The following is a 13,399-nucleotide window of genomic DNA, read 5'->3' as shown; positions in this document are numbered from 1 at the left end:
AGAAACACTCGGAGCCATCCTCACTCAAACAAAGAAAAAAGGGCTCCTGAAGTCATTAAAAACAACTCCAAAAGCCCATTTCACTAAGCAAAAACTCAGAAAAAACACCGCAAATCCGTGCGAAAGAGCGCAAAAGCAACTAGTCGCGCTTTAACAAAGCCTTGGTGACATCATCGGCAAAACGCGCAACTTCAGGAAATCGCGAATCCATTCCACGGGCTGCGAATCTTTGCAGCGCCTCAAAGGTCTCCCCCAAATCGCGACGCTCCATTTGTCCACCATCAACACCCTGTGCCCTGGAAAACTCCTCAAACTCTTCGAAGTTCAAGGTGGTCACGCCCTCTTCTGAGGTGTGCAGGAAGTTCACCAATGCAGCCAATGATCCAAGTTTCATCACAGCAACGCTCGACAGCGCCCAACCAATAAGTGCAGTAACAACACGAGCTTGCAAACGCTCCTCATTGTTCACATTTGGCCAAATTCCGCGCACTTCCTGCACCCAAGAATCGATAAGTTCATCGGCTTCATCATCGGTGATTGGGTGGGTAAAAATATACTGCGGGAATCCTGCAATCACACTTGCCAGGTCAAAGGTGGCATCGCGGAAACCTGCAACCTCATAGTCCAAAAAGTGGGTTCTTTCAGCGACAATGATGTTGTCAGGAGAAAGATCAAATGGCGTGAAGGCGCGGTGACGGCCGGAGATGAGGCGTCGCTTAGCGTCGCGGGCAAATTCTTTAACCACAGCCGGAATCTTGATTCCAGCGTCCTCCAGGACCTTAATTCCGAGGTCGATAGCAGCTGGCAACAAACGATCACGCTGCTTCTGCAAGGTTGTAGTACCTGGGAAACGCGCCAGCATACGAGCCATGAGGATATCAAAATCAGCTTCACGGTCGGCAGTTGCCGCATGCAAGCTACCCAAGGATTGCCCCAGGTTTCGCAAAATTTGCATGCGCTGATCGCCGGTACGCTGCTCCAAAAGTTCGGCAAAGGTATCTCCATTGCCCGAATCGGAGAGCACGATGATGCGTTTGTCAATGTCATAGGCCAAAATAACGGGACCGGGGCGCACATCTTCGGTCAAAGACGTGGTGAATTGATAGGAAACAACCTCGCGAACCAGTGCGGAATCATCAAAAACATCGCCAGTTGCTGGCACAAATTTCAAAATCACCGAGCGCTGCTGCAAAAACGGGGAATTTGCCACCCGCGCCCGCAAAACGGTAGCTGTGCTGGATCCACCCAATTGCTCAATCTCAGAAAGCGTTTGGGTACCGCCGTAGCGTTTCGCCAATAGCAGTTCGGCGGTCTCGACGATTTCTTCGTGGCTTAGCATGGGTTTCGTCTCCTTCTTTATGCACCGAATGCAACTAGACCTTTTTCTATGGTACAGAGCACCCAGCAAAGCGGGGGTGATTTAAGTCACCTCACCCCCGCTGATGGGCCGGGCACTGCGGGTGCCAGGCGGCGTCGAAAAGCGCTTTTCGACGGGTTATTGCTCGCTAGCGGCAGCCTTAGGCTTCGCGTCGATACCGGCTTCCTTGCGCTGCTGCGGGGTAATCGGAGCAGGTGCATCGGTCAGAGGATCAATTCCGCCACCGGACTTCGGGAAGGCAATAACATCGCGGATGGACTCAAATCCACCCAGCAGAGACACAATGCGGTCCCAACCGAAGGCAATTCCGCCGTGTGGAGGAGCGCCGAAAGCGAAGGCGTCAAGCAAGAAGCCGAACTTCTCACGAGCTTCTTCACCGGTGATGCCCATTACCTGGAAGACGCGCTCTTGCACTGCACGCTGGTGGATACGGATGGAACCGCCACCGATTTCATTGCCATTGCAGACGATGTCATATGCATAAGCAAGTGCTTCACCTGGGTTTTCATCGAAAGTATCGAGGAACTCAGGCTTTGGAGAGGTGAATGCATGGTGTACGGCGGTCCACTTGGAGTGGCCGAGAGCAACGTCACCGGAAGCGGTGGCATCAGCAGCTGGCTCAAACATTGGAGCGTCAACAACCCAGGTGAAAGCCCAGTCGCCTTCCTTGATCAGGTCCAGTTTCTTGGCGATCTCACCGCGGGCAGCGCCCAGCAGTGCGCGAGAAGACTTGGTCTCACCGGCTGCGAAGAAGATGCAGTCACCGGGCTCAGCACCTACGTGAGCAGCAATTCCAGCACGCTCTTCTTCGGTGATGTTCTTAGCAACAGGTCCGGACAGCTCGCCATCTTCACCAACGAGGATGTATGCCAGGCCCTTAGCACCGCGCTGCTTTGCCCATTCCTGCCAAGCATCAAGCTGACGGCGTGGCTGGGAAGCGCCACCCTTCATCACAACTGCGCCGACGTATTCATTCTTGAACACGCGGAAAGAGGTGTCTTTGAAGAAGTCGGTGCACTCGGTGATTTCAATGTCAAAGCGCAGGTCAGGCTTGTCAGAACCATAACGACGCATTGCATCGGCGTAGGTCATGCGTGGGATAGGAGTCTTGATCTCATATCCAATGAGCTTCCACACTGCAGAAATAATCTCTTCAGCCAAAGCGATAACGTCATCTTGGTCCACGAAGGACATTTCGACGTCCAGCTGAGTGAACTCAGGCTGACGGTCTGCGCGGAAATCCTCATCGCGGTAGCAACGAGCGATCTGATAGTAACGTTCCATGCCTGCAACCTGCAGCAACTGCTTGAACAGCTGTGGGGACTGTGGCAAAGCGTAGAAGGTACCCGGGCGCAGACGTGCTGGCACCAGGAAGTCGCGCGCACCTTCTGGGGTGGAGCGAGTCAAGGTTGGGGTCTCGATTTCGGTGAAATCGTGGTTATCCAAAACAGCGCGAGCTGCCTTGTTAGCAGCAGAGCGCAAACGCAGTGCGTTAGCCTGCACTGGACGACGCAGGTCCAAGTAGCGGTACTTCAGGCGGGTCTCTTCGCCAACTTCACCAGCAGAGGAAGAATCCTCAATCTGGAATGGAAGTGGAACAGACTCATTAAGAACCTCGAAGTCTGTAACGCTGACTTCAATATCACCGGAAGCCAGGTTGGGGTTCTGGGAACCCTCAGGACGCTCTTCGACAACGCCGGTAACCCGCAGGACAAACTCGCTGCGCAGTGCGTGTGCACGTTCAGCGACGTCCTCATTGCGGAAAACTACCTGGGCGATACCGGTGCGGTCACGAAGATCGATGAAGATCACGCCACCGTGGTCACGGCGACGGTTTACCCAGCCGGTCAGAGTTACTGACTGGCCTGCGTTTTCTTTACGAAGCTCGCCAGAAAGATGAGTGCGCAGCACGTTGTTGGAAGTCCTTCCACTTGAGATTGTCAGTCGATGGTTTCTGAATCAGCCCCGGATTATATCGAGATAATTTCCAGGCGCACGCGGCAAATAGGCACGCAAACTGTGCAGAAACAGGCAACACTGGCATTGTACCCGCCCGCGCCCTCCCCCTGAACTATAAGGACAACTATTGGAGCCCCCAGCTGCGACCAAAATATACAAGCGCTACCAATTTGTTATGTTCAATCCCCGCTATTGGGACTTTATTGTGTAATGATTTCCTCATGACTTTTCGTGACGATGTAACCCGTTCAGGCGGAAATGCCCGCAAAGGCGGCGGCGGTAAAGGTATGGCCATGGGCGGCGGCATCGGTGGCCTATTGCTAGTAGGACTTTTTATCCTGCTCGGCGGCGACCCCGGCCAGGTTGATGAGCTCCTCGGCGGCGGCCAGGACCAAGGCCAAATTGAATCCGGCGATTCTTCCAGCTTTGACGAATGCCAAACCGGTGCAGACGCAAATACAAATGTGGACTGTCGCCTCTACTACACCTCATTCTCCGTAAATGAAATGTGGGCTACCCAGCTCCCAGCGCAAGCCAATATCGAGTACGTGGAGCCAACCCTCACCCTCTTCAGCAGTGCGACCAACACCGGTTGTGGCGCTGCCTCTGCCTCCACTGGTCCCTTCTACTGCCCTAGCGATCAAAGCGCCTACTTCGATACCAGCTTCTTCCAGCAGATGGAGCAGTTCGGTGCTGAGAATGCCCCGCTTGCACAGATGTACATCGTCGCCCACGAGTACGGGCACCACATTCAAAACCTTGAGGGCACCCTCGGCCTTTCCGATTACAACAACCCTGGCGAGAATTCCAACGCCGTCAAGATTGAGCTGCAGGCTGACTGCTACGCCGGCATCTGGGCTAGCTACGCCGATAAGGGTGAAAACGCCATGCTCGAGCCCATCACTGACGCTCAGCTAGACGATGCCCTCACCACTGCAGCCGCTGTGGGCGATGACAATATCCAGCAGCAGTCCGGCGGAGAAGTCAACCCCGAAAGCTGGACTCACGGCTCTTCTGAGCAGCGAAAGGCCTCCTTCTTGGACGGCTACAACACAGGCCAGATGAGCTCCTGCGACTACCTCGGCCGCAACGCCTACCAAAACAGCTAAAACGCTTTTCGACGAACCCCCGCTGCCACCGATGGAAGCGCATAATGAGGTTATGACTCATGAAGCAATCATTGTTGGGGGCGGGCAGTCGGGATTGGCAACTGCCTACTATTTACTCCGCGCCGGAGTTGACACCCTGGTTCTAGATGACCAACCCCAGGCAGGCGGTGCCTGGCAGCATGTATGGCCTTCAATGACACTATTTTCCACCGCCGAGTTTTCAAATCTCCCGGGCTGGCCTATGCCTGCTTATGATGGCTTTCCCAACGCCGAACATGTGGTCAATTACCTCTCTGCTTATGAGCAGCGCTATTCCATCCCAGTGGAAAGGCCGGTCCAGGTCCGTCGCGTAAGTGCGGAAGGTCAAGTTTTTAAGATTGACTCCCCCAATAGGTCCTATGCGGCCCAGCATGTGGTGGGAGCTACGGGAACGTGGTCAGCACCTTTTATTCCCACCTATCCAGGCACCTATTCCGGAACACAATGGCATGCTTCCACCTATCCCGGTATTGAGTCTTTCCGCGGCAGCACTGTGGCAGTTGTAGGTGCAGCAAACTCAGCAGCTCAAATCGCCGCAGAGCTCACCGCCGTTGCCGATGTCACCTGGTATACCCGCCACCAGCCCCGGTGGATGCCGGATGACATTGATGGCCGAGAGCTTTTTCGACGCAATCGTCTACGCGCCCTCGCGATTCAACGAGGTGAGGCTGATCCCGGAGCAGATTCCAATTTGGGTGATATTGTCATGCTCCCGGAGGTCTTAAAAGCGCGTAATTCCGGGCGCCTCAAAGCAACCCCACTTTTTAGCTCCCTCGATGAGGTTCAGGCAGACCACCTCATTTGGTGTACTGGTTTTAGGCCAGCACTTAAACCTTTTAGGGGCACCGAAGGAATCCACTATGTGGGTTATGGCGACTGGGTGGGACCAGGCGCAGCCACCATTACGGGCGTGGGTCCCTACGCCAAAGCCGCAGCCCGCACCATTGCTGAGGCCTTGGGCAAGAAGGTTAAGTAATACCCAGACGGGCTCTTTCAGCGTCGATAATGCTGGCGGCCAACTGCGATTCGGTGATATCCACTGCATCTGGCACCTCAGCAGATTCCGAAAGCCTGGCATAAACATCAAAGATCTCGCGCTTTCCGGCAAGAATCTCTAACATCCGCTCATCTGCAGTTTCATCACCAATTAGGCGATGGACCTGCACAGTGGCGGTTTGTCCCATGCGGTGCACACGCGCCACTGCTTGTTGCTCGATCGTGGGCTTTACCTGCGGTTCGCAAATAATACACAGTGACGCAGCCTGAATATTAAGACCCACACCACCAGCGGTAATCTGCGCAATCAAAGCCGAACCCGCAGGAGCCTGACTCAGTTCGTCGACAAGCTCTTGTCTTTTAATGGCCGGCACCTCGCCTGATATCCTGCCGACCACCCGGGCGCCGAGGTGTTTTTCCAGCTCGTCTAAGACGTCAAGGAAGAAGGTGAAGATAAGCGCCTTGCGGCCGTGTTCTTCTGCTTCTTCAAGCAGCTCTTGAATGCGTGCCATTTTGGCAGAAACTTCCTGGCCTTCGGGGCTAAGCATCGCGACGCGGCGCATGCCCATCCAATTTCCGGCAGCCACCTCCGCATCATAGGCTGCACGATCTGCCGGAGTGAGCTCAATCCACTCGATGGAATCGGTCTTTTCCGGCAGCTCGTCAAGGACATCAGCTTGATTTCTTCGCAAATAGGCCGGAGCAATGCGGCGCCTAAAGTCCTCGGCTCCCATGCTCTCCATACCTGTCACAATAAGATCCGGCTGGATATATTTGATCAAATTGATGAACTCACCCACCCGATTTTCCAGCGGCGTACCCGTCATCAGCAAGGCGTAGTCTGCCGCTTCCACCAACTGTGCCACTGCTTTACTTCTCTTGGTCTCAGGATTCTTAATCAGGTGTGCTTCATCAGCAATAATCAAACCAGGAGCAGGAATATCCATGCTGCGCGCGCCGTCATAGGTGCACACCAAAATTCCGTTACTTTTTTGCCAAGCCCCGAGCGTCTCAGCTTTGCCATCCCCATGCGCCACAAATACAGGGAGGTTAGTAAAGCGCCTACATTCGCGAACCCAGTTCACGATGACAGAGGCCGGCACCACAACAAGCACCCCGAAATCCTTATTGGTGGCCACCAGGTGCGCTGCCACGGAGATGGCCTGCACAGTTTTACCCAGACCCATATCATCACCGATCATTACCTTTTCACGCACGATGGCAAAACGCGCGCCATAGGACTGGTATCCACGCAGGTGCAGCTCCTTAATGTGGGTGGTATCTAGCTTGAGCTCACGAATACGCTTGAGGGTATCTGCGTCGAGAAGCTCATCTTCAACGTCGATATCGCGACCGAGTAGCGTCGAAAGCAAAGCTTGGTAATGCGCGGGGCGGACCAAATAGTCCTGCCATACGTCCGGCGCAGGCTCAATAATGCTCTGCGGATAAAAGAGATTGGGGTTGGCGTTAACCCAGTCCAAATCACTATTAAGCTGCTCCCAGATCCGCGCTCCATTATCGGCACCGGCTCCCACCACCACATAAGGCTGCACACTGGGGGTGATGGCCTGAACATAGTCAATTACCCGAACCCGGCGCGCTCTTTCCTCTGAGCTTAGAGTTTCTGCCTGGCCGAATTCGGCCAGGATCTTAATGAGCTCGAGCGCCGGCGCAGACGGTTCAGTTCCGATGAAGGAAGTCTGCCTATTTAGGGCTTCGGTCTCCAGCGTTTGGGCAGCTGCTTTCATTCTTTGGGCGGTTTGTTCGCCGATGCCCGAGACAGTGGTTAGGAGGGAAATATTTGCCCTTAAAACATCCGCCACTGTGGATACATGGATTGAGTCCAGGGAGCCAAAGCGTAAGCGATAGTCGGTGGCGGTGCGGAGTGCCTCTATGGGTAGTTGCTCCATAAGAATGCGTACGCGAAGCCTGTTGAGTTCTGCGAGACAGCGTTGGGCGTCGGCATAAAGGCGGAATTCGGAATTGGGGTCTTGGGCATAGCGTTGTACTACCCGGCGCGCCTGAGCCAGGGTTTGTGCATCCCATTGGATAAAGAGGGCCTCCCCTATAGCAGGGCCAGTTGAAATCCCCAGGCTCTGTGCCACCGCTGCGCGGGCGGTTTCAAGGTAGCGCTCCCCTAGACCGTGAACTCCAGGAAAAAGTTGTACCCCTTGCTTTTGGCGGTCGCGGGCTAATTGTGCGCCTTCTAAAAGCCGGGCTACCTCCCTGCCTTGGGCATCAATTTCATCTAGTTTGGCCTTTAGATCAAAGGCTGCTTGTTCGCCAGCTCGAATTGCGGCGGGATTAAAAAGCCTTTTTAAGAATCCGCCGTGTCCATCGCGTACTTGTTGTTGGAGTCCGGGAATAACTGCTGCAGCCGCCGTATAGGAACTGAGCTTTTCGGGAGCACCTAAGCCCTCGAGAAAAAGGTTGATATAAAAGTTATCCGGCCAGCTCACCTGGTTGGGTGTAAAAATGTGCAGCTTTGAGGTGTCATCGCCAATAATGCTGGGGTTGATTACTCTGATTTGCCCTTGCATTTGGAGGATGCGGTGCAATTGGGTCGCCAATTGTGCGTTATTTACGGCCTGTTGTGCGCGGCCGAGCAGGTTAGAGATTGAGGCGGTGTCCATGCGTCGATTCTGCCATGGACGCCACGGACACCGCCTACTTTTAGCAAACCTTGCAAAACCCCGCGAGGTCGATCCTAAGAGCCTAGATTTTCAGTTCGGGGTGATAGTCCTTCATCCGGATGACCTTGTTCATGCGATTAGCCAAGGTGGAGATCACCAACATCAGCACCCACACCAGCGCCAGAACCCACAGTGCTTGAATAAAGCGCGGGTCTTCCTGGGGAGTCTCATTAAAGATCATTTGGCGGATGAGGTTCACGGCATAGGTGATGGGATCGTATTTGTGGAACCACTGGAAGAACTGGGCTTGGGTTTCCACGGGATAGAGTCCACCAGATGCCACCAGTTGGAAGGACATCAACACAATCGAGAGCACGCGGCCAACTGGTGCGCCACCCACGTTATTAAACATATGGGTGATGGAGATGAAGATCCAGGAGATGATCACCATTGAGATCCACAATCCCAGTTGGTGTGCTGGACTGAGGTCGAGTAGGTAGTTAAGTACCAGCCACATAATGCTTGCTTGGCCAAAGCCCAAGACCATTGCGGGGAGGTAAGTAGCGAGGGTTCCGCGGAATCCGCCCATGCGGGAATCCAAAGCGCGGCGGCTAATAGGACGCAGGATCATCCAAGTAACGGTGGCTCCCATAAATAGGCCCACGCACATAAAGAAGGGCGCCAGACCAATACCGAAGAGTGGCAGGGTGTCACCTTGGTGCTCGGTGTTAACAGGTGTGGCAATGGTCTTGTCTGCATCTTCGGCAAAGGTCGGTAGTTGTTCTGCGCCTTCGCCAATCTTGAGAGCAAGTTCACTGGAACCTTCATCTAGCTGTACTGTGCCATCGCGCAGGGCGGCTGCGCCAACAACGAGTTGCTCGGATCCTGCTGCAAGCTGGCTGGTGCCATCAGCAAGGGTGCGTGCACCCACGCTGAGTTGGCTGGAGCCGTCTTTAAGTTGTTGTAGGCCAGACGCCAATTGCTGGGAGGCGGCAGCTGCATTATCAATACCGGATCGATAAGTACTGCTGGGATCTGAAAGCTGGGTGGCAATGGTTGCTGCACCATCTCGCAGAGTGATCAATTGGGTATTGATATCAGGCACAAAGGCAGTAAGCGGTGCCACCTGGTCAACTAGTTGGCTTACCCCATCGGAAACCTGGGTAGCGCCATCTCCCAGTTGCTCGGTACCAGTTTCAAGCTGGGTTAGGCCATCGGCCAGGGTCTGACTACCTGTGGCCGCGGTGCCGAGCTTGCTATCGAGTTGGCTGACGCCGTCGGCAAGCGTCTGGGCACCGGCGTTGGCTTGGTTGATGCCCTCGTTCAGGGTCACGGCGCCGTCGGCAAGCTGAATTGCGCCGTCATTGGCGGCGCTGGTGCCGTCGGCGAGCTGGGTGGCGCCATCAGCGGCCTGGGTCATGCCTTCATCAATGGTGGAAAAGCCGACCAGTAGATTGTCCACGATGCGCACGCCGAATTCATTATCCATGCTGTTCACCACGGTATTAACCACCTGGTTGCCGAGCATGGAAGCAATAAAGCCGTTGGTATTATTAAAAACGGCGTTGACGGTCGCAGGTTGCGGATTATCGCCTGCCACACTTTCGATGGAATCACTGAAATTTTCCGGAATTTCAATGCCAAAGTAGTAGGTGCCATCATTAATGCCGGCGCGCGCTTCTTCCGCACTGACCTCAATAAAGTTCACGCTATCGCTTTGCAGCAGGTTGTCCACCACCTGCGAGCCAGCATCAAGCTCGCCGGTATCCTCATTAACCACGGCGACTGGCAGTTTGGACAGCCCGCCGATCGGGTCATAATAGGCCCACACAAAAACGCCGCCGAACAGCAGTGGCATGAGCATGACAACCAAAAATCCCAGGGGTGGCAGCTTGCCGCGGCCGAATCTTTTGAGTTCGGTGCCAAAGTGAATGAGCGCCATTATTTGGCCTCCTTAGTGGAATACGGCAGAGTTTGCGGGGTGATCGGCATGCTGAAATCGGCAATGTCATCAAAATCTGGGTTGGGTGACACCACGATCACGGGCAGCTGCTCAGAAAGCACTTTGAGGCTTTCCAAAATCTCCGCGCGCAATGCCATACTGCGCACCTGATCCGGATCATCAACCACCAACGCCGCTGCCTCCGGGCGCGCAACCAACGCCAAAGCCACACGCAACTTAAAACGCTCAACCACACTCAGCTCACCCACTGCTGCGTGGGGATCAAGGTTTAAAGACAGTTGCTTTGCGACGTCCACCCACTGTGGGTGCCGCTCCAGGTTGTGGGGTGTGGGACGGTACCAGGGGTTTGCCCAGGCAATCTGCTCGCGCACCACGGTGCGCACATTCACCAGGCGTTCCAGGGAGTCAATTTCCGAGACCCCTGCTAGTGCAATGTGCTTGGCCAGAGATTTTGTGTTGGCTGCCTTACCAGCCAGTTCAATACTTCCTTTGGCATTCATGCGTCCGCTGAGCACCATGGAAAAAGAACTGGCGTGGGATTCACGTCCGGTCTCTAGCAGGGTGAGACCTTGGGTTGGGGGAATCTCTACATCGGCGAAGTCGGTTCCGCGGATGGTGATTCCAAAAGTTTGCAGAATTGGAGTGTTCATTTGTCTTCTTCCCTAAGTGGAGGGAACACTATCACTTAATGGTGTAATATCATACGGACTAACCATCCCCCGCTGTCAACCCAGCACTAAAACTCCTGGAGGAGGCCCCAGCCAATGCGCACTGATGCCCGCGCCCGGCGGCAAAAAATCATCGCCACTGCCTGTGAGCTTTATCGTAGCCAGCACCATGATTCGGTGACCATGGAAAATATTGCAGAAAAGGCAGGCGTGGGTATTGCCACTGTCTATAGGAATTTCCCCGATCGCTTTTCTTTAGACATGGCCTGCGCCCATTTCCTCTTCGAAGGCGTTATTGCCCTAGAGGAAGCCGCCATCGCCAACTTTGATCAAGAACCCGGCGCGACCTGGACCTCTTTTAATCGCGCCCTCATTGATAAAGGTTTAGGGTCCCTGGTTCCAGCTCTGGTTCCGCGCAGCTTGGACGAACTTCCACCGGAGGTTTCCCAGCTCCGTCAAAAAACAGAAGAACTTACTGAGACCCTCATTAACCACGGTAAAAAGCATGGCCTAGTGCACCCCGATATTGATGAACGCACCTATATCGTGGGACTAATCACCATTTCCCGTACTCCAATGCCCGCTTTAGCTGCAGCTGCAGGCGATCTCTCCACCACTCTTCTTGGGATTTTTCTTTCTGGCATTAAACACGGAAGCCAGCCGGTATAACGCAATCCCACTAAAGTCGGGGCCATGACTGCCAATCACGAACCTGATCGCGCCACCTTATTTCTCGCAGCTTTTAATGACATCGAGGCCTTTTTAAGAACTCAACTGAAAGCTGAGCTTTCCGATTCTTTCCGCTGGATGGTGGGACAAGCCGTAAAAAGGCACCTCATTAATGAACCCCAGGCGGAAAGTCTCAGAGCCTTTGCGGAATTGAGAAATGCGATTAGTCATGGCACCTATCATGACAATCTGCCAATTGCCGATCCCAGGCCAGACACTGTGGCAGAAATTGAGAAAATCCGCAGCACGCTCCTCAACCCGCCGCTCGCCCTGGAACTATTGCCTGCGCAAAAGCCACTAATCTTCAAGCTTGATGATCATATCTCCGCAGTGTTGGAAGTTGTGCGCACTACCTTCATTTCCCAGGTCCCCATTTATCAGGGCTCGGAATATGTAGGACTTCTTACCACCAACACCATTGCCCGCTGGATCGCTGCCGACCTTAAAGATAATGCCAAGTTGGACGCACGGATTATTAAAGACGTGCTGGAATATGCTGAACACTCCGATGCAGCAGTCTTCCTCCCCCGCACTGCCACCGCCCAGGAAGTCATTGACACCATGACCGGACCCGATCTGCCGTGGTCAGTCATCATTAATGAAGCTGGCAAAAAACATCAAAAGCCCCTTCGCCTCATCACTGGTTGGGATCTCAGGATCATGTTGGACAAGCTGGAGAACTCTTAGCCCACTCTTCCCACAGGCAATAGTTGCGCCCGACAACTAAAAGTTTTAGAATGGTGACACATCAACAAACATTAGTTAGAACCCCTCCAGGAAGAAGCGCACACCATGCAATTCGGAATTTTCACCATTGGCGATGTCACCGTAGATCCCAATACCGGCAAGGCCCCCACCGAGGCTGAGCGCATTGAGGCAATGACCAAAATTGCCTTGAAGGCTGAGGAAGTAGGCCTAGACGTCTTCGCCACCGGCGAGCACCACAACCCTCCTTTTGTTCCTTCCTCCCCAACTACTCACCTGGCTTATATCGCAGCAAAGACTGAGAAACTGCTGCTTTCCACCTCTACCACCTTGATCACCACCAATGATCCAGTAAAAATTGCTGAGGATTACGCCTTCTTGCAGCACCTTTCCGGTGGACGTGTGGATCTTATGATGGGTCGCGGCAACACCGGCCCGGTTTACCCATGGTTTGGCAAAGATATTCGCCAGGGCATTCCTCTTGCAATTGAGAACTACCACCTGCTGCGTCGCCTCTGGCGCGAGGAAGTAGTTAACTGGCAGGGCAAGTTCCGTACCCCACTGCAGGGATATACCTCCACCCCAGCTCCCCTTGATGGCGTGGCTCCATTCGTCTGGCACGGTTCCATCCGCTCCACCGAAATTGCAGAACAAGCTGCCTTCTATGGCGACGGCTTCTTCCACAACAACATCTTCTGGAACAAAGAGCACACCGCACAAATGGTTAACCTCTACCGCCAGCGCTTTGAGTTCTACGGCCACGGCCAGGCGGATCAGGCCTTCGTTGGTCTGGGTGGACAGGCATTCATCGGTGATACCGAGGAAGAAGCAAAGAAGTTCTTCCGCCCTTACTTCGACAATGCACCGGTTTATGGCCATGGTCCTTCCATGGAAGACTTCACCCGCATGACCCCACTGACCGTGGGCACCGCGGAGCAGGTCATTGAGCGCACCATGGAATTTGCCGACTGGGTAGGCGACTACCAGCGTCAGCTCTTCCTGGTGGACCACGCCGGTCTACCACTCGAGGTGGTTCTTGATCAGATCGAGCGCCTCGGCCGCGATGTTGTCCCAGAGGTTCGTCGTCGTATGGAGGAACGCCGTCCAGATCACGTTCCTTCCGATCCTCCAACCCACCGCTCCCTCTTGGCTAACCCCAATAGCCCACACTTCAAAGTTAACCCCGGCCAGCCCGCCGACCAGAAATAATAAGGAGAGAC

General features: G+C 54.3%; 10 protein-coding genes. 5 read left to right on the top strand and 5 right to left on the bottom strand.

Going from position 1 to position 13,399, the window contains the following annotated elements:
- Positions 1 to 139: 139 nt before the first annotated feature.
- Together SFC07_RS03030 and aspS are read right to left on the bottom strand one after the other, a co-directional pair.
- The gene (locus SFC07_RS03030; protein WP_411206739.1) at positions 140 to 1,339 is read right to left on the bottom strand and encodes a phosphotransferase family protein; all 1,200 of its coding nucleotides are present in this window, start codon (positions 1,337 to 1,339) and stop codon (positions 140 to 142) included.
- A gap of 156 nt (positions 1,340 to 1,495) precedes the next feature.
- The gene (gene aspS / locus SFC07_RS03025; protein WP_411206738.1) at positions 1,496 to 3,289 is read right to left on the bottom strand and encodes an aspartate--tRNA ligase; all 1,794 of its coding nucleotides are present in this window, start codon (positions 3,287 to 3,289) and stop codon (positions 1,496 to 1,498) included.
- Between the two features lie 269 nt (positions 3,290 to 3,558).
- On the opposite strand from aspS, the gene SFC07_RS03020 reads away from it, so the two are divergent.
- Both SFC07_RS03020 and SFC07_RS03015 read left to right on the top strand, forming a co-directional pair.
- Complete coding sequence (locus SFC07_RS03020) at positions 3,559 to 4,446, top strand: neutral zinc metallopeptidase (RefSeq protein ID WP_411206737.1); 888 nt, start codon at positions 3,559 to 3,561, stop codon at positions 4,444 to 4,446.
- Positions 4,447 to 4,498: 52 nt separating this feature from the next.
- Entirely contained in the window at positions 4,499 to 5,461 is a 963-nt protein-coding gene (locus SFC07_RS03015; protein ID WP_411206736.1) for an FAD-dependent oxidoreductase, read from the top strand.
- Here SFC07_RS03015 and SFC07_RS03010 read toward each other — a convergent pair.
- The 3 genes from SFC07_RS03010 to SFC07_RS03000 form a co-directional block, all read right to left on the bottom strand.
- Positions 5,454 to 8,114: an SNF2-related protein gene (locus SFC07_RS03010; protein ID WP_411206735.1), complete on the bottom strand. Its 2,661-nt coding sequence runs from the start codon at positions 8,112 to 8,114 to the stop codon at positions 5,454 to 5,456. The two genes, SFC07_RS03015 and SFC07_RS03010, sit on opposite strands and share 8 nt — an antisense overlap.
- An 82-nt stretch (positions 8,115 to 8,196) precedes the next feature.
- On the bottom strand, positions 8,197 to 10,056 hold the full coding sequence (locus SFC07_RS03005; protein ID WP_411206734.1) for a YhgE/Pip family protein: 1,860 nt from the start codon (positions 10,054 to 10,056) through the stop codon (positions 8,197 to 8,199).
- Positions 10,056 to 10,727 carry a hypothetical protein gene (locus SFC07_RS03000; RefSeq protein ID WP_411206733.1) on the bottom strand — a complete coding sequence of 224 codons (672 nt, stop codon included), beginning with the start codon at positions 10,725 to 10,727 and terminating at the stop codon, positions 10,056 to 10,058. The genes SFC07_RS03005 and SFC07_RS03000 overlap by 1 nt, the downstream gene beginning before the upstream one ends.
- Positions 10,728 to 10,841: 114 nt before the next feature.
- Between SFC07_RS03000 and SFC07_RS02995 the strand changes: the two genes are divergently transcribed.
- The 3 genes from SFC07_RS02995 to SFC07_RS02985 all read left to right on the top strand — a co-directional run bounded on the left by SFC07_RS02995 (position 10,842) and on the right by SFC07_RS02985 (position 13,388).
- Positions 10,842 to 11,414: a TetR/AcrR family transcriptional regulator gene (locus tag SFC07_RS02995; RefSeq protein ID WP_411206732.1), complete on the top strand. Its 573-nt coding sequence runs from the start codon at positions 10,842 to 10,844 to the stop codon at positions 11,412 to 11,414.
- 24 nt (positions 11,415 to 11,438) lie between these two features.
- A complete protein-coding gene (locus SFC07_RS02990) occupies positions 11,439 to 12,161 on the top strand; it encodes a hypothetical protein (protein WP_411206731.1) in 723 nt (240 codons plus the stop codon).
- 105 nt (positions 12,162 to 12,266) lie between these two features.
- Positions 12,267 to 13,388 (top strand): CE1758 family FMN-dependent luciferase-like monooxygenase, encoded by a 1,122-nt coding sequence (locus tag SFC07_RS02985; protein WP_411206730.1) that lies wholly within the window; start codon positions 12,267 to 12,269, stop codon positions 13,386 to 13,388.
- Positions 13,389 to 13,399 lie beyond the last annotated feature (11 nt).

The organism is Corynebacterium callunae (assembly GCF_046592015.1).
Classification (GTDB): Bacteria; Actinomycetota; Actinomycetes; order Mycobacteriales; family Mycobacteriaceae; genus Corynebacterium; species Corynebacterium callunae_A.
Note: the sequence above shows the minus strand (reverse complement) of the source record. Positions and strands in the feature narration are given on the sequence as shown.